Origin of the sequence: Pseudomonas sp. GW531-T4, from assembly GCF_017349615.1 — a bacterium.
In the GTDB taxonomy this organism is placed as follows: domain Bacteria; phylum Pseudomonadota; class Gammaproteobacteria; order Pseudomonadales; family Pseudomonadaceae; genus Aquipseudomonas; species Aquipseudomonas chlororaphis_I.
The window spans coordinates 1-26,990 of record NZ_JACMZT010000033.1; the positions used below are offsets into that span (position 1 = coordinate 1).

Sequence of the window (26,990 nt, forward strand, 5' to 3'; positions counted from 1 at the left end):
TTCCTAATGAGAGACTGCGAACACCCCAAAAGCAGTCATTCGTGAAGGGCTGCAATCGGCCAAAAGCGGACATTCTCCAAGGTTCTATTTTGAGATTTGGGGGCGCCTACAAAGCCGGGGGCGGTTCACTGGTTGCTGATTTGGGCTTTAGCGTAGTTTGAGGCAGTGCTTAGCCACCTGAAGCAAGCTTGATGGATGGCACTCTGGTATCATTCTGTGATTTTTTATTGGATCGCATACAGTACCAGGGAGGCTTGTGGTCGAGAATGGATGGGGCAGATTCGAACACTGTTCATGACGCATCGGCGGCTGCGCTAGGGTTTTACTATCAGAGCCAGTATGCGCTACTGATGTTGGTACGGCTGAGAACAGATGATGCTGCTGTGGCCATTGAGCGGCTTGATGACATTGAAATCAAGGCCAATGGACAGTCCTTGCTGTACCAGCTCAAGCACTCCATCCAGGAAAACCCGCCTCCAGTCACCCTCGCATGTGTGGCGCTATGGAAGACCATCAAGGTATGGATCGACGCCATTCCGCTAGTGTCGCTCGCTGATACGAGGTTCCACCTCGTCGCAGTGGGCCCAGTCCCCGACGGCTCTCCGTTGATGGCACTGTGCGACAAGGAAACTGATCGAGAGCCCTTACTCAAGGCAATGCTTGAGGAGGCGGAGAGAGTTGTCGCAGAGCGCGCTGACGACAGAGCAAACAACGTCAGTCTTCGCCATGCTGCTCGTGCCAAAGGCTGTGAGGCCTTCCTCGCGCTTGACCCGACCATCAGATCCAGTCTGTTCAAACGAATCTTTATAAAGCCTGATGAAGTCACGGTCAGTGAGATTCCTGCTGACTTATCCCGACACATGCATTTATTGCCCAAAGAGCACCGTCTACGCGCGGCTGAGAGCCTCCTTGCATGGTGGGATCTGCAAGTGGTCTACACGTTGTGTGGTAAACGCGATCGGGTCATTTACCGCAGTGAAGTGGAGCACACCCTCTCTTCGATTATCCCGCAGTTGGACGAGGATAAGCTGACCGCTGACTTCGATATGGTGAACCATCCGGACGACTATGAGGCTGACAGCATGCTTTACCGTCAGATCGCTTTGGTCGGCGGCAAGCCCTCGGACATCAGCAAAGCCGTTCGCGAGCAATGGCGGGCGGTAAACCAGCGAGCAAAATGGATTCTCGAAAAGCCTCAGCTGCGCTCAAAGATCGCCTCGTACGACGCCAAGCTCCAGGAGTCCTGGTCGGATATTCACACCCGGATGGTCGAAGATTGCGAAGCGTGCAGCTCCGAAGAGATCGCATCCATGGGGCTGGATGTCTTGCGCTGGACTCACGATTCGGCGCCTAAAGAAGTCGAGCCGATCTCATCAAGCTGGAGCGGTCACTACTATGTGCGAGGAACCTATCAGCTATTGGCCATCGATCTGAAGGTGGGGTGGCACGCCCAGTACCTGAAGCTTCTGAAGGAATAGGGAATGGTCATCACACACGATATCTATGCCGAAACCAACCCGGCATATTGCGCCGCATTACTGACCCATTTCGTAACAGGGTACTTGTCGTTTGGAACCAGCGCTCCTGACATCACGTTGTGCTACGCGGCTCTGCCGATAGCACTCTCGGGTGACCTGGCTTCGACCTTTGATCGTACCAACCGAAGCACAGGCCTGTTGGAGTGGCTGCACCGTAGCCCAGTCATTCAGATCCGGCTCGCGGACAGGATTAACGGCTCATTGGAGATTGTGACCGAAGCAATCCAATTCGCCTGCTTCAGCCAGTTGTTAGCGCTCAACCCCGAAGGCGATGTAATCCAAGGGGCGTCCTCAATGCCTAGACATCTCACCGCGCAATTGAGTGAGGACACTCAACAAATCTTCAAGAAAATTCACCGCTTGGGTTACTGGTTTGCCTCGGCGGGTACTACACGGACAGTATTCGACATGATGGGGCTGGAGCTATGAGCCGCTGGAATATCTCAAACATTTTTTTCATCGGCGAAGGTGGTCGGGTACGCGACCTTCCGCTGAAATTGGGAGAAGTGAACATCTTCACCGGTGCATCCGGTACGGGTAAATCGACCCTGATCAAGGCCATCGATTACTGCCTTGGCTCCAGCAAGTGCGAGCTGGCAGCGCACGTGAAACGACATAGTCTCGCGGTGGGGGTGAAATGGGTGCTCGGAGATGCGCAGATGATTACTGCGCGGATAGTCCCGCCTGTGGGGCAGGCCACCAGCACTAAAATGTATGTGAGCAACGGGCGGAATCTGCCAATCCCAAGCCATGTCGAGCAGCTTCAAGGCTTAACGACACTTGAGGCAGCAAAAGGCTTCATCGGGCGCGCCTTTGGGATTGCTGGTGTGCCCGATGCTTCCGATGACAAAACCGCCCGTAAATGGCGTCCCACGGTACGTCACGCGACGGCTTACATGTTCGTGCCCAAGGATGTCATCTATAACGAAACTGCTCTGCTGCATGGGCTAGATCAGGCTGATGAAGCCCCGGCCATCGTCGAAACGATGCCCTACTTCCTTCGTGTTGTGAGCGAAGACTCGGTGCTCCAGGAACGGCGTCTGCGTGACCTTCGCAAGCAGCTTGAGCGAGAGGAGCGGCAGCAACGGGTTCGCCAGGCAGCCGGCAGCGACTACAAAAAACACGCCTTGCGTTTGCTGCATGATGCAAGCCGAAGTGGCCTGTGCGACACGCCCTCCCAGGAGTCCTCCGAAAAAGAATTGGAGGGCGTCCTCAAACGTGTTCAGCGCTCTGCCAGCAGAACCGGTTCGAACCCGAATGAGAGTGAACTCGGCAAGTTGTACGACACTCGTCGTAGTTTGCTGAGCACCCTCGAAAAAACGAAAAGGCAATCACGTGCGACCAGCTCAGCCCTACAGGACATGGTGGGGTTTGAGGGAACGGTACGACGCCAATATGAAAAGTTGAAAATTGCGGAGCATCTCAAGCCGGCAGCAGACACGTGCCCGGTGTGTGACAGTCCGACTGAGCGTGGTGCTGCAATTTCCGAGGCTATCCGCCACTCCATGGCCGTCATTCGGTCGGAGAGTGTCGCGGTTGAGAACGTGCGTCCTCGACTGATCGAGCACCAAGACTCGTTGGGCATGGAAATTGATCGCCTGAACCGCCAACTGAGTGAGGTTGATGAGCGCATCAAGACTTGGATTCGGCAGAGTGAGGAGGCCAAGCAGCTGAACACCTTGGCCGAGTACCATGCGAACCTGCAGGGCAAGGTTTCACAATTTCTGGAGATGAATCCGACCACGCCGCAGCCTGGGTCAGACCTGGGTGTCCTGAAAGACCAAATCCAGAGCTTGGAAGGGCAAATCGACACCGAAGCCAAGGAAAAACTGCTGCGGTTTGCCGAGCGCAAAGTGTCCGAATACCTGTCGGAGGCGTTCGGCCAGTTGCCTACGGTGGCCCCCTGTATCGGGGCAGACCTTCAGTTTTCCTCCAGACCACCAGATGTCGCGATCATCGAGCAAGGCTCCAGGGCTGTGTTGCGGCTGCATGACGCCGGGTCGGACGAAAACTATCTGGCTATTCACGTTGCCCTGTCTTTCGCGATGCAGAAGTACCTGGGAGAGATCAACGCCCCGGTACCTGCCTTTCTCGCGTTTGACCAGATCAGTCGGCCCTATTACCCGCAACGTGGGGAAGACGAGTCGACCATCGAGGAGAACGAAGAAGTATCAGCCATGCGCCGGCACCTCGACTTCCTTTTTGATGAGACAGCTGCTCAAAAGGGTCTACAGGTGTTGCTGATTGAGCACGCGTTCTTCGGTGACGACCCCCGGTACGTCAAGGCCACTCGTATGCGATGGAACAAGAAGTCAGAGGATGCTCTGATTCCTCGAAATTGGCCTAGGCGGCCAGACACTATTTGACAGGCAGCAACTGCGCCCGTCATACGGCGAGCGCTTTGGTAGCCCATGCTGGGAATAGTCCCGTGGCTGGATCGCGGGTTTCCAGCATGGCAGAGCAGAACAAGTAATCGCTAATGATGAGATTCAACCCAATGATCATGAGCGACTGAAGCTCAACGACGACTGCGAGGTAAACAAGGATGGTGGACTTCAACAAACTCAGATCGCAGTCTCAGCGACCTGCACCGATAGATCCCCTGGAAATCTTCAGGCGCATGCCCAAGCCTCAGGGCATCAATGATCTGTACACCAGTCAAGCTGAGGTGCTGGTGGCATGGTTCGAGCGAAAGGATGAGCGTGACACGGTGGTCAAACTCCACACTGGGGGCGGGAAGACTCTGGTTGGTCTGCTGATTGCTCAGTCGACCCTGAATGACCTCAAAGAGCCCGTTCTGTATCTGGCTCCGACCACGCAGTTAGTCAAACAGACCTTGGAGAAAGCGAAATCGCTGGGGATTCTCGCTGTCCCATACACCCGAGGTCAGCCCCTGCACGACGACTTTGTGAACGGCAAGGCTGTCATGGTCGCCTCGTACAAAGCCTTGTTCAACGGCCATAGCAAGTTTGGGGTTCGTGGGCAAAAAATGCCCATCAGAGTGGGTGCAATCATCCTCGACGACGCCCACGTAGCATTCTCTGTGGTGCGCGAGTCGTTCACCCTTGAGGTTTCCTCTAAGGATGACAACGAAACGTACAAGGCGCTGTGCACCTTGTTCCGCACTGCTTTTCGAGACATCGATCGACTAGGCACCTTTGACGATACCGTTTCAGGGCTGAATAACGGCGTCGTGGAAGTGCCTTATTGGGCCTGGAATGAGCAGTTGGATACCGTAAGGGGAATGTTGCGAGGCGACGGTGTGAACGTTCCCTTTGCTTGGCCATTGCTGCGAGACAATCTGCATCTATGCCATGCGCTGATCAGTAGCAAAGCCTTCACCATTACGAGCGTTCTGCCCCAGGTCAACAATTTCCCCACATTTGCTGATGCCCCTCGGCGTATCTATATGTCGGCAACCATCGCTGACGATAGCGAAATTGTCCGCACATTCGACGCCGATCCTCAGCTTGTGAACAACGCTTTAACCTCTAGGTCTCTCGCGGGGATCAGTGAGCGGATGATCCTGATCCCTAGCCTGATGCCGTTCGATTTCGACCCGCAACAGGTCGCCAAGTCAACTCTTAAGCAAGTGGCTGGGATGAACCTGGGGGCTGTTGCGTTGGTGCATGCCAACTATGCCGCGCAGGCATGGACTGACACTGCGCAGTTCGCCGAAGGCTCAGACCAGGTGGAGAATGCGATCGAGGCGTTGCAATCGCGTAGAACCAATGGGCCGTTCGTATTTGCCAACCGTTACGATGGAATCGATCTACCAGGTGACTCTTGCAGAGTCCTGGTGATGGAAGGGCTTCCCTCCGGCACGTCTGATTATGAGCTTTTACGTGCTGCGACCCTCTACGGTGGAGCTACCATCAGTCGCATGCTCGCTCAGCGCATAGAGCAGGGGATCGGACGCGGAGCACGTGGGGCGGGTGACCATTGCGTAGTGCTGCTTCTTGGCTCGGATTTAGCCGGCTGGATTGCCAAGGACGCGAACTTCAGGCTGCTCACGAGCGCGACTCGGGCACAGCTCGAAATGGGGTCGACAGTCAGCAAGGAAGTCAGTGACGTCAACGACTTGACCAATACAATCGCGCTCAGCATCAATCGGGACATCGGTTGGATTGAGTACCATGCTGCTACCCTCGCGGAGAACGTGGGGCCAGAGGCGCCAGATCCGAAGCGGTTCAATACGGCCTCAACAGAACGCAAGGCCTTCAACCTGTGGGCCGATGGCTTTTATGACAAGGCGATCGCGCGCCTGGATCAGGTAGCAGGCTCTCAGGACGCGGTGGATGACCAGACGCGCGGTTGGCTGTACCAATTGGCAGGCCGTATCGCGGATAACTGGGGACAAGCCGAGCGCAGTGACGAGCTTCAACGATCGGCATTTTCCGCTAACCGTAACCTTTTACGCCCGCGCACCTCTCCTCCCTACCGCCCCCTGCCGTCTCCCGGTGCACAAGGCGCAGCGATTGCCGCTCAGCTCCGTGGATACCGGATCAGACGTGGCCTGCTTCAACGCTTCGAGGAGGTGGTGTCCAAGTTACACGGCAACGCTTCTGCCAATCAGTTCGAGCAGGCGCTTGCAGACCTTGGTAGCTTGATAGGGCTTACTACAGAGCGCCATGATGTCGGCGGGGAAGGGCCTGATGTTCTCTGGCTTTTACCCAACAAGGCTGCTCTGATCCTGGAAGCAAAAAGTCGCAAACAGGACAAAAATCCGTTGACCAAGGAGGAGCATGGTCAGCTTCTGGTCGCAGAACAGTGGTTTGTTCAAAACTACCCCGGCTACTCAAGTCACCGTGTGATTGTGCACCCCACTAACAAGGCAACCGCTGCAGCATCAGCGCACGAGAGCTATGCGCTCACGCTTGATCGGTTGAATCAACTGGTTGCCGAATCCCGGGTATTGCTGAGAGAGCTATGTGAGTCTCAATTAACTGACATCGAGCTTGAAGGGCAGTGTCAGCATTCAATCGAGCACTCGCCAATACGGGCAGATAGGTTGGTCAACTATCTGGTGCCTTTCGTGGAGGGGTAGTAGATATCCAGGCAAAGCACTTCTGACATCAGTGTACGGCGGGCGCAGGCTGCGTCAGTCGTGCAGGTCCGCGCTTCCTGTTCGATGGCAGGCGTTCTTGGCAGGCTGCTTTTGGCCGATTCCAGCCTATCGCGACGGTTAGCAAACTCCCCCATCCCGCCTCGCATCCAGCCAGCCACTCCATCAACCACGCTGTACAGTTCCTCGGCGCTGTAGATCATCGGCCCGGCGCATCGGCGACGTTGATTTCGTAATTGAAGCGTTTTTCCTGCGCCACTTCCTCGTCCAGGATGCGGTAGCCGTTTTCCATTAGCCATTCGCAGCCGCTGTTGGGATGCTGGACCAGCTGCTCCTGGCCTCTGTCGAGGAGGTCGCGAGTCGCCCGAGAGGAGATGTACCTGACCACACAATCTTGTGCTTATATCGCCCGTCTCGAAAAAGGCCAGGAACATCAGGATGAAGACCCAACGGCTACCAACGATGCCGCGCTTATGAAAACGCTGTTGATCGCAACCGCCTTGACGCTACTAGCGGTGTTCTATGTCGGCTATTACCAGGCGCTCGAGGATGGCGATATCGAGACGATTGTCTTCATAAAGCAGCACCCGACGGTTCAGATGAAGTTCTACAACCTGCACGCCAACGATGGCGAGATCAGGAGAGTCGAGCGTCTCACCGAGCAGGAGCGGCGCTGGATCATCGATTACTGCCGCTATCGGCTGGGTATCGACACTGCCTTGACCCGTCAGGACGATGTGGAAACCTGCGGAAAAAAATAACCATTGATTGGGCGCCCGGAATGCTGCGCGTCGTGTGCTCCGCTGGCTGACGGTGAACGCGGCACGGGATCACGGACGCCAGCTCTGTCGCTCAACGGCCACCACTTAAACCCCACCATATCGATACACCGTCGCACTCCAATAGCGACTGCCGCCATTAGGTGCTTGGCGAGTCCATCCCTCTGCTTCCAGTTGTCTGGCGATCAGTCGATTCATGAAGCCATGGCCGAGCAGCAGAACCGGTCCGTCGCTGGCGAGGGCCTGAAGGCGTTGCGCGGCGGTGTTGGCGCGGGTCTTTGCAGTGGCGGCGGATTCGACGCTGGGTGAGTAACCGCACAACCACAGGACCCGAAGGATAAATGCCCAGGTAAACGGCGACAGCCGTGGTCGTTTCCAGCGTCCGTAAGGCAGTTGCGCTTCAGCGAAAAGCGCGTCGACCAGGGCGGGTTTCAGGCCAAGCGCCTGGACAGAGGTCAGCGCCCGCGGTGCGTTGCTTGAGACAATCACCCTGGCGGTTGCGGCGAGTTGCAGGCTGGCCTCCGGAACGGGTTGTTGGGTGATTTCGCAGCGGTTGTATTGTTCGATCCATCCTTTCATGTCGAGCGCGGACAGTTTGTCGGTGGCGGCCAGCTTTGGCTGGCCGTGGCGCATCAGGATGATTTCCCTGTTCACAGTCTTTTACGTCCTTGAGGCGATTATGGAGAGGGTACGCGAAGTGCGGTTTCGGGCGCTCGAGACATCGCTCTGATGCCAGCACGAAACCACAGCAATGCGAGGCGAGACCAGCGGCTTTGCAGGCTCGACGGTCACGCCATCTGCAAAAGTCAGTCTTCAGCCATGACGCGGGTGTGTCTTGCGCGCTGGGTTTTAAACCAGTTGCGGTCGCGGTACCACGCCACGGTGTCGGTGATCGTCAGCTCCAGTGCCCGGAAGGTCAGGCCCAGTTCTTCTTCGCTCTTGCGGTGGTTGAAGCGGGTGCGGTCCTTCTCCCGTACCAGCAGGCGCAGGGTGGCCATGCTCAGCAGGATGGGTTTGCCGGTCAGGCGCGCGTAGAGCTCCTGCACGGCCGCCAGGGTGTAGAGCAGGGGGAGCGGCACGTAGCGCGTAGGTGTCTTGACCCCGGCGATACGCCCGAGCACAGGCACCAGCTCGGCCATGGTCATATGCCGGCCCGCCGCCAGATAGCGTTCACCGCTGCGCCCGTGCCTGGCCGCGGCAATCTGCGCCAGGGCCACATCGCGGGCATCGACGACGGAAAAGCTGCCGGGGATCAGCCCGGGCAACTTGCCGCGCAGGACATCGTTGACCAACTGCCCCGAGGAGGTCGGGCCGAGGTCGCCGGGGCCCCACATCCAGCCCGGCAGGACCATGCAGGCCTGCATCTCGGGATGGGTCTCGAGGAACGCCAGGATGGCTCGGTCGGCGAGGATCTTGCTGCGGTAGTAGTCATCGGCGTTGGCGTCGGCGCGCAGGCAGGTTTCATCGATGGAGGTTCCCGGCGCGCCGTCGAGCACGGCAATCGAGGAGGTATGGATGAAGCGGCGGATACCGGCGTGGTAGGCCTGGGCGATCAGCTCCTGGGTACCGATGACATTGATCTTTTCGAGTTCCTGCCAGTGGCTGCCGCCCTGGTAGTTGTCGCGAAAGAACGCTGCGGTGTGAAACAGCGTATCGCAGCCTTGCAGGGCCGCGGCGAAGGCCTCGACATCGCCCATGTCGCCGACGACCAGCTCCACGCCGGGCAGGTTCTTGAACTGCTGTTCACCCTTGGCCCTCGAGCGCACCAGGGCCTTGACCGCGCAGCCTCGCGCGACCAATTCCCGCACCAGGTTGTTGCCCAGCAGACCGGTGGCGCCAGTCACGAATGCATGACGCATGGCTCAACCCTCGCTCGGTTCGGCTGATGGCAGTAACACCGTACTGTCGAAGAACACCTCTTCATGGATGGCCAAGCCGTCCTTGAAGGTGAAGTGCGCGGCGTAGTACACGGCAATAAAGCGTCCATGGGCTGGAATCACCCGGCCCGGCAGCACCAGGGGCGCGGCGAAGGTGCCGCTGAGCATGGCCGTCAGCGCCAGGCGATCGACGCCGACGGCGAACGGGCTGAGGATCACGTGGGCATCGGGGAAGGCCTCGAACAGCGCGATTTCTCGTTGGCGCATGGCTTCGCGACCCACTTGTATCCCCGCGCCATCGAGGTAGGTGAAGTCTTCGCTCACCAGCGCCAGCATCGCCTCCACATCACGGCGATTGAAGGCATTGGCGGCGTGTTGCGCATAGTCGTTGGGGCCAATCGGCATACAGTCCATTCCATTCGTTTCCAGGGCTTGTAGATATACCGTCGAGACCCCCTCTCGAAAAACAGCGACTCCTGCATAATGGCTTTGCAAATCTGCAAATCAGGGAGGCGATGAAGCATGGTGTCGGAAGCGAATTGGGACGATCTTCGCCTGCTGTTGGCGGTCTCGCGGCGTGGCAGTTTTTTGCAGGCGGGCCAGATGCTGGGGATCGCCGCGTCTACCGTGTCCCGCCGGTTGACCCAGCTTGAGAGCGCCCTGGGCGAGCCGCTCGTCGAGCGCGGCGTCGAGGGGTGCTGGTTGACCTCGCGGGGCCAGTCCCTGGTGGAAGTGGCCCTGGCGGCGGAAGCGGGTTTGAGGCGGCAAACCGTTGCTGGCCTGTCCGCGCTGGATACCGAGCTGTCGGGCAGTGTCCTGGTCAGTGCGGGGGAGGGCTTTGCGTCGTGCGTGCTGGAGGCGGCGAGTCGCTTCACCGCGCTTCACCCGCGTTGCACGGTGGAGTTGCTGGTGGCCGCCGACTTTCACAAGATCGTCCGTGGCGTGGCCGACATTGCAGTGCGTACCGCGCACCTGGGCGAGCCGTCGCTGATTTACCGACCCATAGGCCGGCTCGCCTACGGGGTCTTCGCCGATGCGGGGTATCTGCGGCGCTTTCCACAGGTGACGCCGGCCACGGCAGTCAATATCGGCCTGCTGCCGCCGCTGGACATGTTGCCGCAAGTGCGGGTGGCCAAGGCCGCAGGGCTGGAGCGCGCGCAGATCAGCGTGAACTCGTTCGCCCTGCAGCTGGACGCGGTGAAGCGAGGCCTGGGGGTAGCCGTGCTGCCGCGTGTGCTGGCGCAGGACCTGATCGAGCTGTTCCCGGAGCTCCAGCTTCCCGATATGGAGGTCTATCTGGTGACCCGGCCACAGGCCTTGAAGCAGGCTCACATCAAATGTTTTTTTGCCATGCTGGAGCAGGTGCTGCTCGAAGCCCTGGCGCTGGAGAAGGTTGAAGCTGACGCCTTGGGAGGCGAGGGCTGAGGTGTGAAGCGCCCCCGGTTTTCCTGTGTGTTATGCATGATCGGCAGAGAGCGCCCAGAAGCGTGCTCGGACACTCAACCCCGCACCAGGTAGGCTCCGGGCGGAACCCGATCGCGCAGTTTCTTGCATTTGCCGGGCTTGGGCTGATGCCCCGGCGGGCGATCGGGAAACCAGATTCGACATTTACCCGGAGGCGGCCGATGGCCACGGGGAATCTCAATCTCGTCGTAGGTGGAGGCTGGCTCGGCGGACGTCATTCGCAGTTGCCCTTCGGGGCTTGGCCTGTCATCCGTTGGCCAGTTCGCGGCGCTCTCCGCCGCCTCGCGGGTGAAGGTTTCAGGGCGGCGTTCAGTGTCCGGCGTGGGCTGCTCGGCGGCGACAGTTTCTGCTGCACGGCGCCTTTTAACCTCTTCCTCCAGGCCCTCCCGTACGGCAACCAGACGCTCATCGGTGTTGGGTGGGTTATTCGACGTCTGGGCCTTCTGCGCCGCCTGGATCAATTGGAGGTTGCGATTGCGTAACGCGAGGTTGCGACCGACCCGCATGTTGGAGCGCGTCGCCAGCGCTTCAGCCTGCTGATACTGCCCCTGCTGAAGACGCAACACGCCGAGGTAGTGCAGGGTCGCGGGATTGTTCGGCTGGATATGCAGGGCACGCTCCAGCGTGGCGGCGGCCTGGTCCAACTGGCCATCTGCATACTGCTGCGAGGCGGATTCAATCAGGGTTGTTGATGCGGTGTTACTTTGCTGAGAGGCTTTGCGCTCGGCCGCAACCGGACAATGCGACGTGACTGCGCAGAGCGCCAGGATCAGACCCGGCAGAAAACGCTTGGTTGGCATCAGGGGGCAGACTCGGTTGATCATCGACGGCACGCTCGTAAAACAGGCCTTCAGCGCTGTTCGGCCGGGGTGTGTTCACTGTCCCGTCATGACCGATGAAGGGGCTGCTATCGACCTGGCCAGTCACCTGAAGTTCCCGCAGGAACGGCCCCAGTGGCGATAGCCGACGAGTAGCCGAATCAGTGCTACAGATGACTCGGCCTGGAGCAGGGCGGAGTCCTGCGTGGTTACGCAAAAAATGGCTCAAGTAGGATGTATGGCGAGTCGGGCCGAATGCGGACAGGTGGGCAAGTCCGTGCAGTTACCCATGAAAAAAAGGAGAGGTGTGTATGCAGTCGTTCAAAGTGCGCGAGCTACGCAGTACGGATACGCAAGCGCTGCTGGCCTTCGAAACCCGGAACCGTGAGTGGTTCGAATCCCATATCAAGGCGCGCGCCCCTGCTTTTTATTCGGTGCAGGGCGTCGCCGAGCATATTGAAGGCTACCTGGCCGGTTTCGCGGCTGGCACCTGGCACCCCTTGGTGATCGAGGATTGCAGCGGAACCATCATCGGCCGCGCCAACCTGAAAAACATCGATAGTGCGCAGGGCTCCGCCGAAGTCGGCTATCGGATTGCCCAAAGCGCTTGCGGCCAGGGGCTTGCGACACAGGCGCTGCGGCATCTGATCCAGCAAGCGCGGACGCGCTGGCACCTGACGCAACTGGTGGCTTATGTCTACAAGGACAATCTCGGCTCGACCAAGGTGGTGGAGCGCTGCGGGTTCTTGCTTGAGCCATCCGCAGAAGACGGCAAGGCGGGAGACGAGCGCCGATTTGTTCTCCCGATCTAGATAAGGGGTCTAGCCGTTTACCGCACTCGCGGCTCTGACTGTTGGCCTGCAACCGCTACGCCGCGCCAACCTCTTACCCACGCCGCTCGGCCACCAGCAGCAACGACTGCGGCACCGGGCTTTGCGGGTGCTGCGGTTCCTGCAGGCTGGCCAGCTGGAAGCCGGCCATGTCCAGGGCATTCAGCCAGCTGGACAGGGTGCGGAAGTACCACGGCATGGGCTGCCACTGGCCCTTGAAGCCGGCGAAGGTCTCTTCGCGCCAGCCGTCCTGATAGTCGCCGGCCGCCGCGCTCCACGGATGCAGGGTCTGGATCGCCAGCGCGCCGCCGGGGGCGAGCAGGGCGTGCATGGCGGCCAGCAGCGGGATGATGTCCTGGTGCAGCAGGGCGAAGTTGGCGCAGATCAGCTCGTAGTCGCGGCCGATGTCCACCTGCGCTTCCACCAGCGCTTCATAGCTGGCCACATGCACCGTTGCCGAGCCTGCGGCGCGCGCGGCCTCGACCAGGGTTGCATCGCCATCCACCCCGACCGCCTCGATGCCCCGTTGAGCCAGGGCCCGCAACAGCCAGCCTTCGCCGCAACCCAGGTCGAGCACACGTTCGGGCTGACGGCCCAGCACCGCCAGCAGGATCGCCTGGTCGGTGACCTCGACGCGGCTTTCGATGGCGCCGCCACGGATGGCCTCGATCCAGGCCTGGGCGTTGTGCTGCCAGCTGTGCAGAAGGGCAGTCTCGGAGGTGGGCATCTCGGTGTCCTCAGTCGGGAGGTGGATGCCAAGCATAGGGCAAAAGCAGTTCCTGCCGGGACCCTGCCAGTGCCCGTTCGCGCCCGCGACGCAGGCCGAGCCAGAGTCGGCTGCCACCTTCGTCCTGGTTGCCCCCAAGGCCAAGGGCGAGCCGCAGCGCCTGCTGGTGTGCGACAAGAAAATTCAGAGGGCGCGCTTATTCGTCGTCATTCGTCGGCGGGTTCGACTACCGTCTAGGGGCCCTTCAGAACAATCTGAATCTCCATCCCCGCATGTTTCGCGAGATCGGGATCGGGCATTGTGGCAGCTCGAGTCGGCAAGGTTTTCGAGGGGGAACCGAGCGGACGGTACAAGGCTCGCTATCGCCGAGTCGTGCCCTTGAGCCGCTATCGTCATTCAACCGAAAAAAATGCTATGCAAAAGGCCCGGCAATGGGCTGTGACAACCCCTCGCGAAAGTCTTTGGTAATGCCGACTCGTTCTTTACAACAACATATAGAATGGACTTGTTCATGATCAAAAAGACGTTGTTCGTACCACTCGCCAGTACGCTTTTATCGTTGGCCTGCGCTCAAGCGATTGCCTCTCCCTATTCCAACTTCATCGTCTTCGGCGACAGCCTCAGCGATGCCGGGCAATTCGCCGACCCCGGCGGCCCCGCGGGAGCCACCCTGCGGGCTACCAACCGCACAGGGCCTATCTACCTGGATGGCAGCGGTGAAGTCTATTCCGCCAACGCAACGCAATTGCTCGGCGCCAAACTGGGGTTCTCCGAGGACCAGCTCGCCGCCTCGACCTCGGCCACCCGCGCCAGCGAAGGCCTGCCAGACGGCAACAACTGGGCGGTCGGCCGTTATCGCACCGACCAGATTCTCGATTCGATTACCACCACCTCGATCGCCGGCGAGCGTAGTCGCCCGGGTTATCTGGTGGCCAACCATTTGCGCGCCGACCCGAACGCCCTGTACTACCTGACGGGCGGCGGCAACGATTTCCTCCAGGGCCGCGTCACCAGCCTCGACCAGGCCAACGCCGCGGCTGGTCGCCTGGTCGACAGCGTGCAAGCCCTGCAACAGGCCGGCGCCCGTTACATCATGGTCTGGCTGCTGCCGGATATCGGCCTGACCCCGGCAATCAACGGCAGTCCGCTGCAAGGGTTCACTTCCCAGCTCAGCGCCCAGTTCAACAGCGAGCTGGTGCGGCAATTGCGGACAGTCGATGCGCAAGTCATTCCCCTCAATATTCCCGTGCTCTTGAAGGAAACCTTCGCCAATCCGGCACAGTTCGGCCTGGCCACCGACCAGAACCTTATCGCTACCTGCTTCAGCGGCAGAAGCTGCACGGAAAACGCCCGCTACGGCCTTCACAGCGCCACACCGGACCCGAGCAAGCTGATCTACAACGACGGGGTCCACCCCACCGAAGCCGGCCAGCGGCTGATCGCCGATTACGCGTACTCCCTGCTGGCAGCGCCCTGGGAAATAACCCTGCTCCCGGAAATGGCCCAGGGCACGCTGCGCGCGCATCAGGATGAGCTGCGCAACCAATGGCAGGCCGATTGGGAAAACTGGCAGGGCGTCGGTCAATGGCGGGCGATTGTCGCCGCGGGTGGCCAGCATCAGGACTTCGACAGCCAGCGCAGCGGCGCCAGTGCCGACGGCAATGGCTTCAACCTGAACATCGGCGGCAGCTACCGGCTCGACGAGGCCTGGCGAGTGGGCGTGCTGGCCGGCGCCTATCGGCAGAAGCTCGAAGCGGGCAGCAACGATTCGGACTACAAACTCAACACCTACCTGGGCACCGCCTTCGTCCAGTACCAGCAAAACCGCTGGTGGGCCGACGCGGCGGCTACCGCCGGACACCTGGACTACGACAACCTCAAGCGCAAATTCGACCTGGGCGCCAACGAGCGCGGGGAAAAAGGCGACACCAGCGGCGATATCCTGGCCTTCAGCGCTCGCCTGGGCTACGACATCGCGCAGCAGGCCAGCAGCCCGTGGCACCTGTCGCCGTTCATCAGTGCCGACTACGCGCGAGCCAAGGTCGACGGTTACTCCGAAGACGGCAGCGACTCCACTGCACTGACCTTCGATGAGCAGAAACGCACCTCACGGCGCTTGGGCATCGGCCTGCAGGGCAAGTATCAGATCACCCAGCAAACCCAGGTGTTCGGCGAAATCGCCCACGAAAAGGAATACGAGGACGACACCCAGAAGCTGACCATGGCCCTCAACAGCCTGCCGGACAACAACTACACCCTCGAAGGCTATACCCCGCAGACCAACCTGAATCGCCTGAACCTCGGGGTCAGCCACAAACTCACCCAGGACCTGGCCCTGCGTGCCAGCTACAACGTCCGCAAGGACGATGACTTCACCCAGCAAGGCATCAACGTCGGGGTCAGTCTCGACTTCTAAAATCCCCCGCAGTCTCGGCAGCGGCTACGAGGTTTCCACCTGTAGCCGCTGTCTCGCGTCATCAGGCCCGACCGGACGCGAATCAGGTCATCAGCTGTCTCGGGTCCGGGTACGGCAGCACTTGTCGCAGATCGGCCTTATGCCTTGCCAGCGCTTCGCTGCCACCCATCGACAGGCCTGGGCTGCGTAGCAGGGTAGATTCGGCGCAAGTCACGTGAGGAACACAGTTGCTACGGCGTTCGCATCCGGTCCTCGTCAGACGCTTTGTTGCGACTTTTGATCAGGCTCAGCAGCACCGAAGCCAGGATGATTCCACCGACCACGGCCAGCGACCATTCCACCGGCATGTGCAGCCACGGCATCAGCGTCATCTTGGTGCCGATGAACACCAGCACGATCGCCAGGCCGTACTTGAGCAGGTGGAAGCGGTCGGCCATGTCGGCCAGCAGGAAGTACAGGGCGCGCAGGCCCATGATCGCGAAGATGTTCGAGGTGAACACAATGAACGGGTCGGTGGTGATGGCGAAAATCGCCGGGATGCTGTCGACCGCGAACATCAGGTCGCTGGCCTCGATCAGCACCAGCACCAGGAACATCGGCGTGGCCCAGCGCTGGCCGTTTTGCAGCACAAAGAAGTGTTCGTCATGAAACCTTTTGGTGATGCGCAGATGGCCTTGTACCCAGCGTAACAAGGGGTTCCTGGCGAGGTCGGGCTGCTGGTGGGCGAAGAGCAGCATCTTGATCCCGGTGATGATCAGGAACACACCGAACGCATACAGCAGCCACGCGAACTGCGACACCAGCCACACGCCGGCGAAAATCATCGCCCCGCGCATCACGATTGCCCCGAGCACCCCGTACAGCAACACCCGGCGCTGCAACTCCGGCGGCACGGCAAAGTAGCCGAAAATCATCACGAAGATGAACATGTTGTCGATCGACAGCGACTGTTCGATCAGATAGCCGGTAAGGAATTCCAGGGTCTTGTGTCGTGCGATCTCAGGCCCGAACTCGGCTTCCAGGTACCACCAGAGCAATCCCGCGAAGACCATCGCCAGCGTGGACCAGGCAATCACCCAGGACGATGCCTCGCGCACCGATACGCGGTGCGCCTTGCGCCCGCCGAGGACAAACAGGTCCAAGGCCAGCATGGCAAGCACGAAGGCGATGAAGGCGAACCACATCCAGGGTTCGCCGATGTGCAGGGACTGCATGCCGTTCTCCCGGTCAGGGCTTTGTTCTGGAGCCGACAGGTCATGCTAGCGGGGAGCTTGCCATGAAGAAAAATCGATTATTCCTGGGCCATGGTTCGTTATTTACGAAGTGTCGCGGATGCGTTCGGCTTATGCCCTGGTTTATTCGATAACGGTATTTAAATATTTATCTGATAGCGCTTTAGATTATATGGCCGGTCAACTGGATCCATTCTTAAAACAGAATCGATGATCGCCACCGTCCGCCGCACGGATCGCTCGTCTGCATGCCAGGCGTTGTTCGCCCTGGTTTTGGCGTCAAGGAGAGCGGTATGGGGAGCTACACAAAACACCTTCTGTCCACGGCGATCGTCTCGGCCAATGTGCTGGGCGCCGTGCTCTGGAGTGGCGGCGCAGGGGCCGCGCAGGCCACGGAAGACAGCGACACAGCGGCCCGGCTGGATACGGTGATCGTCACCGGCACCCGGGCCCAGGAACGCACCGCCAGCGCGTCGCTGTCACCCATCGATGTGATTGCCGGCGAGAGCCTGCGCAGTTCCGGTTCCAGCGAACTGGCCACGGTGCTGGCCAAGCTGATCCCGTCGATCAATTTCCCGCGTCCGAGCCTGGTGGATGGCGCCGAGCTGACCCGCCCGGCGCAGTTGCGCGGGTTGTCGCCGGACCAGGTGCTGGTGCTGGTGAACGGCAAGCGCCGGCACACCTCGGCCTTCGTCAACCTCGGCGGCGCGGTGGGGCGCGGCTCGGCGCCGGCGGACCTGAACGCGATCCCGCTGTCGGCCATCGACCATATCGAGGTGCTGCGCGATGGCGCCTCGGCGCGTTATGGCTCGGACGCAATCGCCGGGGTGATCAATATCATCCTGAAGAGCGCCGACCACGGCGGTTCGATATCGACCCAATACGGCCAGTACAAGAAGGGCGACGGCATTCAGCGCCAGGTCGCCGGCAACAGCGGTTTTGCCCTGGGGGACAACGGCTTTGTCAGCCTGTCCGGCGAGGGCGCGAACAACGACTACACCGACCGCGCCGGCAAAGACTTCCGGCCCGCCAGCGTCGGCTCCACCACCTACGGCCAGCATGTGTTCCGCCAGGGCGAGCCGGAAACCGAGGAGGGCAAGTTGCAGTTCAACTCGGCCTACAGCTTCAACGATGCCGCCGAGCTGTATGGCTTCGGCGGCTACAGCAAGCGTCGGGGCGAAACCGCGGCCTTCTATCGCGCCAGCAATGCCTCGAACAACAACCCGGTGCTGCACCCCAACGGTTACCTGCCGCTGATCAACGGCACCCTGGAAGACACCAGCCTGGTGCTCGGCCTGCGGGGCGAGCTGCTGGACAACTGGCACTACGACCTGTCGGCCAACTACGGCAAGAACACCTATGAACTGCGGACCAAGACCATCAACACCTCGCTGGGCCTGGACACCCCGCACGCGTTCGACAACGGCACCCTGACCAACGACCAGCGGCAACTGAGCCTGGACCTGTCGCGGGAGTTCAGCCTGGGCTGGCTGCCTTACCCGGTGTCGGTGGCTTTCGGTACCGAGTACTTGCACCAGGGGTATCAGATCGAGGCCGGGCAGCCCGAGTCCTACTACCAGACCGGCAGTTCCGGGCTGGGCGGTTTCCGCGATTCGGACGCCGGCAGCTCGTCGCGCCACAACTTCGCCCAGTACCTGGACCTGGAGACCCACTTCACCGACAAGCTGGCGGTGTCGGCGGCGGTGCGGCATGAGGACTACAGCGACTTCGGTTCCAACGTCAGCGGCTCGCTCTCGGCGCGCTACGACTTCACCCCGCGGGTGGCCTTGCGCGGCAGTGTTTCCACAGGCTTTCGCGCGCCGTCCCTGGCGCAGCAGAACTTCACCTTCACGTCGTCGCAACTGATCGGCAACACGATTCAGGAATCCGGCACCTTCGCCGCGAACAGCCAGGTCGCCAGGCTGCTGGGAGCGGAAGATCTCAAGGCGGAAAAATCGCGCAACTACAGCCTGGGCCTGGTGCTCGAACCGCTGGACAACCTGACGGTCACCGCCGACCTGTACCACATCGATATCCGCGACCGGGTGTCGCTGTCGTCGAACCTGGTGCTCAACAGCACCGCGATCGATTACCTGAAAGCCAACGGCGTCGGCAACATCAACTACACCAGCGCGCGCTACTTCACCAACGCCACCGACACCAGCACCGACGGCGTGGACCTGGTGGCCAACTATCGCTACCAGCTGGACAACGGCATCCGCTGGAACAGTACGGTCGGATACAACTACAACCACACCAAGGTCACCGATGTGAAAGCCAACCCGGCGATCCTCGATCAACTGGGGGTCAACCTGGTGCGGGTCGACCGGCGCGAGCGCATCGGCCTCTTGGGCGACACCACGCCGCAGCACAAGCTGAGCCTGGCCAACGACTTCAACTACGGCAACTGGGCGCTGCACAGCAATCTGGTGCGTTACGGCGAGTTCACCAGCTACCAGGCGGACAAGGTCAACGACCAGACCTTCAGCGCCGCCTGGCTGCTGGACCTGGCGGTCGACTACAAGCTGCAGAACTGGCTGTTCACCCTGGGCGGCGACAACGTCACCGACAAATACCCGGAGAAGGTCAACGCCTACGCCTCCAGCGGCGGCAACCTGGCGTACAGCACCTTTTCGCCCTACGGCTATAGCGGCGCGTTCTACTACGCCAAGGTTGCCTATAGCTGGTAGGGCGTAGCGGGCAGGGCGCAAGGCGCTGTCCAAAGGGCCCGGCGGTTTTCGGGCCCCGTGGGGGATTGGCCGTGGCGCGTCATGACTGCATCGGCCAGCCCGTCCGATGATCGGGTAAGGAAAGTTCTCCAGATTAATGGGCAATTCCTCTTGGGCGAGATGCTTGCCATAAGAATCTTTCTTCATTTTGCTGAGCAAAACTCTTATGGGAATTATGGAAAGTGGAGAATTTCTTTGAGATTAGTCTTATTTAGACTGTTAAGTCTGAGACGTAGTATCTGTTCGGGCTTTTTTTGTTTTTTATTATTTTAGGGAGTGTCTCTTGTTCAGGGCTTATGGTTTTAAACCGTTGCCGGTGTTTTTGATCGTGGTGGGCGGTTTGTTTTCCCAGTACTCAGCCGCCGCTTTAAGGGATGTTTGCGTTCCTTTAGGTGATGCCACTGTTAGCGTTCCTTTCTCAACTTCGCTGGTTGCCAGGCAGGACGTTGAAGTTGGCAGCGTGCTGGGTGCTGCAGAGGTTACAACAATTATGAGGTGTGACAACCGTTACTTCCCAACCGGGTCGTCTGCTTTATATTTCAAGTCGTCTTCCAACGAGTCGATTGCAGTAAGTAAAGGGGCATTTAAAACGAAACATGCCGGGATTGGGTTGAAATGGACTATGTCAAGCTCCTCTGGAAGCCAGTCATTTAGTAATACCGCTCTTAATAGTAAAACTCCCACGGTCAATTTTAACTTTCCCTATCAGGGAGGGGTCAAATATTACACGCTTGAACATACGTTCGAATGGATCAAGCTGGGGGATATTTCCGCGGGCAGTTTTTACTTTCCGGATACTGTCGTGATGACCGCTCCGGACTCTATGTTTGGCGGGCTTTATGATAAAAAACTCAATACATTTCAATTTCCAACGGTCAAGGTTACGGTACCTTCCTGCTACCTGCCTAAGGATAGCGTTCAGGTCAACATGGGAAGAGTGGATTCAGCCAGCTTTCATGGTCCTGGAAGTTTCATGCCAGCAAAAAACTTTTCGATCGACCTATTGTGCAGTTCAAGTGCAATACTCGCCATGACGCTGGATGACACCCATCAGGTCAGCGGCTACCAGGGGACTATCAAGTTATCGTCTTCGGCGCAGTCGGCGAAGGGGGTAGGTATCCAGGTACTCAATGCTTCTACAGGCAACCTTACGCCCATGCTGCTGGGGCAAGCCCAGTTCATGGGAATGGTAGTCGCGGGTCTCAACCCGATAAAGTTGGCGGCCAGGTATATTCAAACGGGCAGTCAGGTTTCAGGTGGCAAGGCCGATGGCACGCTGACTTTTATCTTTAGTTATCTTTGAATGATGAAATCCTGTTTCAGATCGACAGTGCCCGGAGTTTGAATTCATTGCTTGCCGGGCGATCCTGAGCCCGCCGTTGCAAGTTTGCGGCCCTCCAGGCATTTGCAGCGGCGGGGCTGTTTCTGCGCTGCGCAACGCACCGCGCCATAACGGCATAAGCCAGCACCTTTGATTATTGGACAGGCCAAGTTTGCCCGGTCGATGCTGCGGGGCCTCTGACCCAGGAGCTGTCACAAGGAGCTTTCCATGCCTGCCCAACGCCAACTCAAGCTGGGTGCCTTCATGCGCCCGGTCAGTATCCACACCGGCGCCTGGCGCTACCCGGGCGCCTATCGCGACGCCAACTTCAACTTCGCCCACCTCAAGCGTTTCGCCCAGACCCTGGAGCGGGCGCGCTTCGATGCGTTTTTCATGGCCGATCACCTGGCCTTGCTCAACATGCCCATCGACGCCTTGAAACGCAGCCATACCGCCACCTCGTTCGAACCCTTCACCCTGTTGTCCGCCCTCAGCCAGGCCACCGAACACATCGGCCTGGTGGCGACGGCTTCGACCACCTATGACGAGCCGTTTCATATCGCCCGGCGCTTCGCTTCCCTCGACCACCTGAGCAACGGCCGCGCCGGCTGGAATATCGTCACCACCGCCAACCCCGATGCCGCGCTGAACTTCGGCCTGGAGCAGGCCTTCGCCCATGACCAGCGTTATGCCCGGGCGCGGGAGTTCTATGAGGTGGTCACCGGGCTCTGGGACAGCTGGGCGGACGACGCCTTCATTCGCGATGCCGACAGCGGGGTGTATTTCGACCCGGACAAGCTGCACCGCCTCGACCACGCCGGTCGCCACCTGAACGTGCGCGGACCGCTGCACATCGCGCGCCCGGTGCAGGGCTGGCCGGTGATCGTGCAGGCCGGCGCGTCGGAGCCCGGGCGCCAGCTGGCCGCGGAAACCGCGGAGGTGATTTTTGTCGCCCCGGGCACGCTGGAGGAGGGCCGCTCGTTTTATGCCGATATCAAGCGGCGCATGCTCGCCGTCGGCCGCGATCCCGAACACCTGAAGATCCTGCCCGGGGCCTTTGTGGTGGTCGGCGATACCCAGGAGGAAGCACGGCGGATCCGCGCGCACCTCGACAGCCTGGTGCACTACGAGAGCGCGATCGCCTCGCTGTCCATCGCCCTGGGTACGGACGCGACGAAGTTCGATCCGGACGCGTTCCTGCCGCCGATCCCCGAAACCAACGCCAGCCAGAGCGCCCGCGAGCGCGTATTGGCGCTGGCCGACCGCGAACAGCTGACAGCCCGCCAACTGGCCCAGCGCCTCGGTGGATACGCCGGCCTGTCGTTCGTCGGCACCGCGCGGAGCATCGCCGACGACATGCAGCAATGGCTGGAGACCCACGGCAGCGACGGATTCAACATCATGTTTTCCTGGCTGCCGGGCGGCCTCGACGACTTCGTCGCCAAGGTCATTCCCGAATTGCAGGGGCGGGGGATTTTCCGCCGCGAATACGAGGGAGCTACCTTGCGTGAAAACCTCGGGTTGCCGCGGCCGGCGAATCGGTTTTTTACCTGAGCTTTTATCCCCGCACCAGGCTGCGCTTGATCCACTCATACAGCTCGACGCCTTCGGTGGAGAGTTCGCTGTTGGCGCGGCGGCACAGGTAATACTGACGTCCGTCGTCGACCTCCAGGTCGAACAGTTTCACCAGCTCGCCGCTGGCCACATGGGGCGCCACCAGCGGCTCGCGCAGCAATGAGCAGCCGAGGCCGGTGAGGGTGGCGGTCAGGGCCAGCTGGCCGTCTTCCAGCAGCAGGCCGTTGAGCGCGGTGGCGTGGCGCACCTCGGCGGCCTGCAGCCACTGGCCCCAGGTGCCGCGTTCCTCGTCGTGCAGCAGCGGCAGTTCGCTCAGGGCCTGGGGGCTGTCGATGGGGCCGTGCCGTTCGAGAAAGGCGCGGCTGCAATAGGGCGTGACCGCCCCGGAAATCAGCGGCTCGCTGTGATACCCCGGCCAGTGCCCGGTGCCGAAGCGGATCGACAGGTCCGCCGCGTCGCTGGGGTAGCTGCGGTGGTTGGCGTAAGTGACGTTGATGTCCAGCTCCGGATGGTCCCGCAAAAACTCCGCCAGGCGCGGAATGAACAGGTTGATGCCGAACAGCGGGATCAGGCTGATGGTGACCTGGCGCGTGGCGCTTTTTTCCCGCACATGCTCGGTGGCGCTGCGCAGCACGGCGAAGGCCGAGCGGATCGCCCGGTAATACTCGCGGCCTTCCTCGGTGAGGATCAGGTTGCGGCCCTGGCGCAAGGTCAACGGCTGCTGCAGGAAGCTTTCCAGCAGGTGCAACTGATGGCTGACCGCGGAGGGGGAAACGTCCAGCTCGCGGGCGGCGGCATTCACCCCGCCATGGCGGGCGAAGGCTTCGAAGGTGCGCACGGCACGCAGTGGAGGGTCATTGGCTAACTGTTCTAAATTATTCATGTATTGAATTAAATACCAAGATATTTGAGAAATAAAGGGTCGTATCTGCCGTATTTGTGGCGGTTATAGCGTTTCTTTTATTTCGCATAACCATATGAATTTCTGATATTTGATAAAAATAGAATAAATAACTAGTGTGCCGCGTTCTTGCTTTCCGGTCGGCGCGCGGTGCGGTCCGACCCTTGGTACATGGGGTTGATGGTTTTCATGGATGCCTTTATCCAGCAACTGCTCAATGGCTTGATGTCGGGCAGTCTCTACGCGCTCGTGGCCCTGGGTTACACCATGGTCTACGGCATCCTGCGGATCATCAACTTCGCCCATGGCGACGTGTTGATGATTGGCGCCCTGATCGGGTTGTCGGTGATTCGCCTGTTGCAGGCCGCCTGGCCCGAATTGCCCGCGGTGCTGGTCCTGCTGCTGGCTACCCTGATCGCCATGGCCTGCTGCGCCTTGCTCGCGGTGCTGATCGAACGGGTCGCCTACCGGCGCCTGCGCCATGCGCCGCGCCTGGCCCCGCTGATCAGCGGCATCGGCGTGTCGCTGCTGCTGCAAACCGCCGCCATGCTGGTGTGGACGCGCAACCCGCAGATGTTCCCGCAATTGCTGCCGCTGGAGCCGATCGAGGTGCTGACCGGCGCTTCCGGGCATGGCGCGGTCACCAATGCCACCGCCCTGACCACCATCGGCATCGCCCTGGCGGTGATGCTGGCGCTGCTGGTGCTGGTGGAGCGCAGCCGCTTTGGCCGGGCCATGCGCGCGGTCGCCGAGAACCCTCAGGTCGCGAGCCTGATGGGCATCGACCCCAACCGCATCATCGTGCTGACCTTCGCCATCGGCGGCGCCCTGGCCGCGCTCGCCGGCATCATGATGGCCAGCAACTACGGCAGCGCGCATTTCTACATGGGCTTCCTGCCAGGGATCAAAGCCTTCACTGCCGCGGTGCTGGGGGGCATCGGCAACCTCAAGGGGGCGATGCTCGGCGGCCTGCTGCTGGGGCTGATCGAAGCCCTGGGCACCGGCTACCTGGGAACGGCCACCGGCGGCGTGTTCGGTAGCAACTATCAGGATGTGTTCGCCTTTATCGTGCTGATCGCGGTGCTGGTGTTGCGTCCTTCGGGGATTCTTGGCGAACGACTGGCGAGCCGCGCATGACACTCACGACCGCACTGGCAACACCTTCCAGCACCCGCGCCCACTTCGGCCTGCTGCTGTTCACCCTGGCCCTGGTCCTGGCGCCCTGGGTGGTCGGCCATGCGGGCGGCAACACCTGGGTGCGGACCCTGGATTTCGCGCTGCTCTACATCATGCTGGCCCTGGGGCTGAACATCGTGGTCGGTTACGCCGGGCTGCTGGACATGGGCTTTATCGCCTTCTACGCGGTGGGCGCCTACCTCGCGGCGCTGCTGTCCTCGCCGCACCTGCTGGCGCAGTTCCCGGCCCTGGCGGCGGCCCTGCCGGAAGGTTTGCATACCTCGATCTGGCTGATCCTGCCCCTGGCCGCGCTGCTGGCGGCCGGCTGTGGCCTGGTGCTGGGCGCGCCGACCCTGCGTCTGCGCGGCGACTACCTGGCCATCGTCACCCTGGGCTTCGGCGAGATCATCCGCATCCTGCTGCGCAACCTCGACCGGCCGGTGAACCTCACCAACGGCCCCAAGGGCATTGCCCAGGTCGACCCGGTGCACCTGCTGGGGATCAACCTCGGCCGCAGCCAGGAGTTGTTCGGCCTGCGCCTGCCGTCGGTCTACCTGTACTACTACCTGTTCGCCGCGTTGGTGCTGCTGATCCTGTTCGCCTGTATCCGCCTCCAGCGTTCGCGCATCGGTCGCGCCTGGATGGCGATTCGCGAGGACGAGGACGCGGCGCAAGCCATGGGCCTGGATACCCGGCGCCTGAAGCTGCTGGCGTTTGCCATCGGCGCCGCCTTTGGCGGTGTGAGCGGCGCGCTGTTCGCCTCCTTTCAGGGCTTCGTGTCGCCGGAGTCTTTCACCCTCAACGAGTCGATTGCCGTGCTGGCCATGGTGGTGCTGGGCGGCATGGGCCATGTCCCCGGGGTGATCCTCGGCTGCGTGCTGCTGGCGGCCTTGCCGGAAGCGCTGCGCGCGAGCATGGGCCCGTTGCAGCAGGCGTTGTTCGGCCAGGTGCTGCTGGACCCGGAAATCATCCGCCAGCTGTTCTACGGGCTGGCGCTGATCCTGGCCATGCTCTATCGGCCCGCGGGCCTGTGGCCGGCGCCGGCGGGAGGTGCGCGATGAACCAGCCGTTGTTGCGGATCGCAGGGGTGAATAAGCACTTCGGTGGGGTCGCCGCGCTGAGCGATGTCAGCCTGAGCATCCAGCCCGGGGAAATCTACGGCTTGATCGGCCCCAATGGCGCCGGCAAGACCACCTTCTTCAATGTCATGACCGGCCTCTACAGCGCCGACTCCGGAAGTTTCCAGCTCGACGGCCAGGCCTATCGGCCCACGGCGGTGCACCGGGTGGCCCGGGCCGGCATCGCCCGGACCTTCCAGAACATCCGCCTGTTCAACGCCATGAGCGCGCTGGAGAACGTCATGGTCGGGCGCCATGTGCGCACCCGCAACGGCCTCTGGGCCGCCTTGAGCCGGCATCGCCGGGCCCGCGAGGAAGAAGCCCGGACCCGCGAGCAGGCCTGTCGCCTGCTGGAATACGTGGGCCTGGCCGGCTTCGCCGACTACCGTGCCGACAGCCTGTCCTACGGCCATCAGCGGCGCCTGGAAATCGCCCGCGCCCTGGCGACCGAACCGCTGCTGCTGGCCCTCGACGAGCCGGCGGCGGGGATGAACGCCAGCGAGAAAGTGCAACTGCGCGGCCTGCTGGAAAAAATCCGCGGCGATGGCCACAGCCTGTTGCTGATCGAGCACGACGTGAAACTGGTGATGGGGGTATGCGACCGCATCAGCGTGCTGGACTACGGCCGGGTGATCGCCGAGGGCGCGCCAGAGCAGGTGCGTCGCCATCCGGCAGTGATTCAAGCCTACCTGGGAGCCAGCGCCGATGTCTGAGCCACTGTTGAAAATCGACGGCTTGCAGGTGCGCTACGGCGCCATCGAAGCGGTCAAGTCCCTGGACCTGCGGATCGCCGAGGGTGAGCGGGTGACCCTGATCGGCGCCAACGGCGCGGGCAAGACTTCCAGCCTCAAGGCGCTCACCGGGTTGCTGCCGGCGGCCCGGGGGCAGATCCATTTCGCCGGGCGTCCGGTGCTCGGCCTGGCGCCCCATGAACTGCTGCGCCAGGGCATCGCCATGGTCCCGGAAGGGCGCGGCATCTTCGCCCGCATGACGGTGCTCGAGAACCTCCAGGCCGGGGCTTTCCTGCGCCGTGACCGGGCCCAGGTCAACCGCGAGATCGGCCAGTTGTTCGAGCACTTTCCACGCCTGGAAGAACGCTTGCAGCAGTGCGCCGGGCTGCTCTCCGGCGGCGAGCAGCAGATGCTCGCCCTGGCCCGGGCGCTGTTGTCCCGGCCGCGCCTGCTGGTGCTGGACGAGCCGTCCATGGGGCTGGCGCCGATCATGGTGGAGAAGCTGTTCCAGGTCATCGACGACGTCTGCCGCCAGGGCATGACCCTGTTGCTGGTGGAGCAGAACGCCCGGCTGGCCTTGCAGGTCACCGACCGCGCCTACGTGATGGACACCGGCCGCATCAGCCTGAGCGGCGCCTCGCGCGATCTGCTCGACGACCCCGAGGTGCGCGCGGCGTACCTCGGGGAATGAAT

Annotated in this window: 22 protein-coding genes; 15 read left to right on the forward strand and 7 right to left on the reverse strand. The window is 61.0% G+C overall.

The features are described 5' to 3' along the window. The first annotated feature begins 191 nt into the window (after positions 1-191). The 5 genes from J4D28_RS22505 (at position 192) to J4D28_RS22525 (ending at position 7,364) form a co-directional block, all read left to right on the forward strand. Positions 192-1,478 carry an ABC-three component system protein gene (locus J4D28_RS22505; RefSeq protein WP_256587731.1) on the forward strand — a complete coding sequence of 429 codons (1,287 nt, stop codon included), beginning with the start codon at positions 192-194 and terminating at the stop codon, positions 1,476-1,478. A gap of 3 nt (positions 1,479-1,481) precedes the next feature. Further along, positions 1,482-1,967 (forward strand): three component ABC system middle component, encoded by a 486-nt coding sequence (locus J4D28_RS22510; protein WP_023628953.1) that lies wholly within the window; start codon positions 1,482-1,484, stop codon positions 1,965-1,967. Next, positions 1,964-3,904, forward strand: a complete 1,941-nt coding sequence (locus J4D28_RS22515) for a DUF3732 domain-containing protein (RefSeq protein ID WP_103331929.1) — start codon at positions 1,964-1,966, stop codon at positions 3,902-3,904. The genes J4D28_RS22510 and J4D28_RS22515 overlap by 4 nt, the downstream gene beginning before the upstream one ends. A gap of 254 nt (positions 3,905-4,158) precedes the next feature. After that, the gene (locus J4D28_RS22520) at positions 4,159-6,585 is read left to right on the forward strand and encodes a DEAD/DEAH box helicase (RefSeq protein ID WP_103331928.1); all 2,427 of its coding nucleotides are present in this window, start codon (positions 4,159-4,161) and stop codon (positions 6,583-6,585) included. A 491-nt stretch (positions 6,586-7,076) separates the two neighbouring features. Further along, a complete protein-coding gene (locus J4D28_RS22525) occupies positions 7,077-7,364 on the forward strand; it encodes a hypothetical protein (protein WP_103331931.1) in 288 nt (95 codons plus the stop codon). 105 nt (positions 7,365-7,469) lie between these two features. On the opposite strand, the gene J4D28_RS22530 is transcribed toward J4D28_RS22525, so the two are convergent. From J4D28_RS22530 to J4D28_RS22540, 3 genes are all read right to left on the reverse strand, one after another. Beyond that, positions 7,470-8,015, reverse strand: a complete 546-nt coding sequence (locus J4D28_RS22530; protein ID WP_177477936.1) for a histidine phosphatase family protein — start codon at positions 8,013-8,015, stop codon at positions 7,470-7,472. Positions 8,016-8,188: 173 nt separating this feature from the next. After that, the gene (locus J4D28_RS22535) at positions 8,189-9,241 is read right to left on the reverse strand and encodes an SDR family oxidoreductase (protein WP_009049497.1); all 1,053 of its coding nucleotides are present in this window, start codon (positions 9,239-9,241) and stop codon (positions 8,189-8,191) included. A gap of 3 nt (positions 9,242-9,244) precedes the next feature. Then, on the reverse strand, positions 9,245-9,664 hold the full coding sequence (locus tag J4D28_RS22540; protein WP_009049496.1) for an ester cyclase: 420 nt from the start codon (positions 9,662-9,664) through the stop codon (positions 9,245-9,247). Between the two features lie 117 nt (positions 9,665-9,781). Here J4D28_RS22540 and J4D28_RS22545 point away from each other — a divergent pair, with 117 nt between their 5' ends. Next, positions 9,782-10,684, forward strand: a complete 903-nt coding sequence (locus tag J4D28_RS22545; RefSeq protein ID WP_103331926.1) for a LysR family transcriptional regulator — start codon at positions 9,782-9,784, stop codon at positions 10,682-10,684. Between the two features lie 74 nt (positions 10,685-10,758). Here the strand turns inward: J4D28_RS22545 and J4D28_RS22550 are convergent, their stop codons facing one another. Then, the gene (locus tag J4D28_RS22550) at positions 10,759-11,523 is read right to left on the reverse strand and encodes a lipopolysaccharide assembly protein LapB (protein ID WP_103331930.1); all 765 of its coding nucleotides are present in this window, start codon (positions 11,521-11,523) and stop codon (positions 10,759-10,761) included. A gap of 329 nt (positions 11,524-11,852) precedes the next feature. Here J4D28_RS22550 and J4D28_RS22555 point away from each other — a divergent pair, with 329 nt between their 5' ends. Next, a complete protein-coding gene (locus J4D28_RS22555; RefSeq protein WP_038633215.1) occupies positions 11,853-12,353 on the forward strand; it encodes a GNAT family N-acetyltransferase in 501 nt (166 codons plus the stop codon). 73 nt (positions 12,354-12,426) lie between these two features. On the opposite strand, the gene J4D28_RS22560 is transcribed toward J4D28_RS22555, so the two are convergent. After that, entirely contained in the window at positions 12,427-13,098 is a 672-nt protein-coding gene (locus J4D28_RS22560) for a bifunctional 2-polyprenyl-6-hydroxyphenol methylase/3-demethylubiquinol 3-O-methyltransferase UbiG (RefSeq protein WP_028682335.1), read from the reverse strand. A 511-nt stretch (positions 13,099-13,609) separates the two neighbouring features. Here J4D28_RS22560 and estP point away from each other — a divergent pair. Continuing rightward, complete coding sequence (gene estP / locus J4D28_RS22565) at positions 13,610-15,514, forward strand: esterase EstP (RefSeq protein ID WP_207246452.1); 1,905 nt, start codon at positions 13,610-13,612, stop codon at positions 15,512-15,514. A 230-nt stretch (positions 15,515-15,744) separates the two neighbouring features. On the opposite strand, the gene J4D28_RS22570 is transcribed toward estP, so the two are convergent. After that, positions 15,745-16,728, reverse strand: a complete 984-nt coding sequence (locus J4D28_RS22570; RefSeq protein ID WP_009049490.1) for a TerC family protein — start codon at positions 16,726-16,728, stop codon at positions 15,745-15,747. Between the two features lie 311 nt (positions 16,729-17,039). Between J4D28_RS22570 and J4D28_RS22575 the strand changes: the two genes are divergently transcribed. From J4D28_RS22575 to J4D28_RS22585, 3 genes are all read left to right on the forward strand, one after another. Beyond that, the gene (locus J4D28_RS22575) at positions 17,040-19,436 is read left to right on the forward strand and encodes a TonB-dependent siderophore receptor (RefSeq protein WP_103331835.1); all 2,397 of its coding nucleotides are present in this window, start codon (positions 17,040-17,042) and stop codon (positions 19,434-19,436) included. Between the two features lie 322 nt (positions 19,437-19,758). Beyond that, entirely contained in the window at positions 19,759-20,778 is a 1,020-nt protein-coding gene (locus J4D28_RS22580) for a fimbrial protein (RefSeq protein ID WP_103331836.1), read from the forward strand. Positions 20,779-21,024: 246 nt separating this feature from the next. After that, positions 21,025-22,350 carry an LLM class flavin-dependent oxidoreductase gene (locus J4D28_RS22585; RefSeq protein WP_103331837.1) on the forward strand — a complete coding sequence of 442 codons (1,326 nt, stop codon included), beginning with the start codon at positions 21,025-21,027 and terminating at the stop codon, positions 22,348-22,350. Between the two features lie 4 nt (positions 22,351-22,354). Here the strand turns inward: J4D28_RS22585 and J4D28_RS22590 are convergent, their stop codons facing one another. Further along, entirely contained in the window at positions 22,355-23,254 is a 900-nt protein-coding gene (locus J4D28_RS22590; RefSeq protein WP_009049486.1) for a LysR substrate-binding domain-containing protein, read from the reverse strand. A gap of 207 nt (positions 23,255-23,461) precedes the next feature. Here J4D28_RS22590 and J4D28_RS22595 point away from each other — a divergent pair, with 207 nt between their 5' ends. Genes J4D28_RS22595 through J4D28_RS22610 form a run of 4 tightly spaced genes read left to right on the forward strand, consistent with a single transcriptional unit; the run spans position 23,462 to position 26,988 of the window. Further along, on the forward strand, positions 23,462-24,409 hold the full coding sequence (locus tag J4D28_RS22595; protein ID WP_028682714.1) for a branched-chain amino acid ABC transporter permease: 948 nt from the start codon (positions 23,462-23,464) through the stop codon (positions 24,407-24,409). Further along, positions 24,406-25,509, forward strand: a complete 1,104-nt coding sequence (locus J4D28_RS22600; RefSeq protein WP_103331838.1) for an ABC transporter permease subunit — start codon at positions 24,406-24,408, stop codon at positions 25,507-25,509. Before J4D28_RS22595 ends, J4D28_RS22600 begins: the two co-directional genes overlap by 4 nt. Continuing rightward, positions 25,506-26,279, forward strand: a complete 774-nt coding sequence (locus J4D28_RS22605) for an ABC transporter ATP-binding protein (RefSeq protein WP_038633193.1) — start codon at positions 25,506-25,508, stop codon at positions 26,277-26,279. Before J4D28_RS22600 ends, J4D28_RS22605 begins: the two co-directional genes overlap by 4 nt. Next, positions 26,272-26,988 carry an ABC transporter ATP-binding protein gene (locus tag J4D28_RS22610; RefSeq protein ID WP_096374581.1) on the forward strand — a complete coding sequence of 239 codons (717 nt, stop codon included), beginning with the start codon at positions 26,272-26,274 and terminating at the stop codon, positions 26,986-26,988. The genes J4D28_RS22605 and J4D28_RS22610 overlap by 8 nt, the downstream gene beginning before the upstream one ends. The last annotated feature ends 2 nt before the right edge of the window (positions 26,989-26,990 follow it).

Bases quoted from the DNA above. Each gene is read 5' to 3' on its own strand.
- J4D28_RS22515 (WP_103331929.1), top strand. From the start codon at position 1,964: ATGAGCCGCTGGAATATCTCAAACATTTTTTTCATCGGCGAAGGTGGT.
- J4D28_RS22575 (WP_103331835.1), top strand. From the start codon at position 17,040: ATGGGGAGCTACACAAAACACCTTCTGTCCACGGCGATCGTCTCGGCC.
- J4D28_RS22610 (WP_096374581.1), top strand. From the start codon at position 26,272: ATGTCTGAGCCACTGTTGAAAATCGACGGCTTGCAGGTGCGCTACGGC.
- J4D28_RS22585 (WP_103331837.1), top strand. From the start codon at position 21,025: ATGCCTGCCCAACGCCAACTCAAGCTGGGTGCCTTCATGCGCCCGGTC.
- J4D28_RS22525 (WP_103331931.1), top strand. From the start codon at position 7,077: ATGAAAACGCTGTTGATCGCAACCGCCTTGACGCTACTAGCGGTGTTC.
- J4D28_RS22540 (WP_009049496.1), bottom strand. From the start codon at position 9,664: ATGCCGATTGGCCCCAACGACTATGCGCAACACGCCGCCAATGCCTTC.
- J4D28_RS22535 (WP_009049497.1), bottom strand. From the start codon at position 9,241: ATGCGTCATGCATTCGTGACTGGCGCCACCGGTCTGCTGGGCAACAAC.
- estP (WP_207246452.1), top strand. From the start codon at position 13,610: ATGATCAAAAAGACGTTGTTCGTACCACTCGCCAGTACGCTTTTATCG.
- J4D28_RS22560 (WP_028682335.1), bottom strand. From the start codon at position 13,098: ATGCCCACCTCCGAGACTGCCCTTCTGCACAGCTGGCAGCACAACGCC.
- J4D28_RS22555 (WP_038633215.1), top strand. From the start codon at position 11,853: ATGCAGTCGTTCAAAGTGCGCGAGCTACGCAGTACGGATACGCAAGCG.
- J4D28_RS22530 (WP_177477936.1), bottom strand. From the start codon at position 8,015: ATGCGCCACGGCCAGCCAAAGCTGGCCGCCACCGACAAACTGTCCGCG.
- J4D28_RS22550 (WP_103331930.1), bottom strand. From the start codon at position 11,523: ATGCCAACCAAGCGTTTTCTGCCGGGTCTGATCCTGGCGCTCTGCGCA.
- J4D28_RS22570 (WP_009049490.1), bottom strand. From the start codon at position 16,728: ATGCAGTCCCTGCACATCGGCGAACCCTGGATGTGGTTCGCCTTCATC.
- J4D28_RS22505 (WP_256587731.1), top strand. From the start codon at position 192: ATGGATGGCACTCTGGTATCATTCTGTGATTTTTTATTGGATCGCATA.
- J4D28_RS22510 (WP_023628953.1), top strand. From the start codon at position 1,482: ATGGTCATCACACACGATATCTATGCCGAAACCAACCCGGCATATTGC.
- J4D28_RS22590 (WP_009049486.1), bottom strand. From the start codon at position 23,254: ATGAATAATTTAGAACAGTTAGCCAATGACCCTCCACTGCGTGCCGTG.
- J4D28_RS22595 (WP_028682714.1), top strand. From the start codon at position 23,462: ATGGATGCCTTTATCCAGCAACTGCTCAATGGCTTGATGTCGGGCAGT.
- J4D28_RS22520 (WP_103331928.1), top strand. From the start codon at position 4,159: ATGCCCAAGCCTCAGGGCATCAATGATCTGTACACCAGTCAAGCTGAG.
- J4D28_RS22545 (WP_103331926.1), top strand. From the start codon at position 9,782: ATGGTGTCGGAAGCGAATTGGGACGATCTTCGCCTGCTGTTGGCGGTC.
- J4D28_RS22605 (WP_038633193.1), top strand. From the start codon at position 25,506: ATGAACCAGCCGTTGTTGCGGATCGCAGGGGTGAATAAGCACTTCGGT.
- J4D28_RS22600 (WP_103331838.1), top strand. From the start codon at position 24,406: ATGACACTCACGACCGCACTGGCAACACCTTCCAGCACCCGCGCCCAC.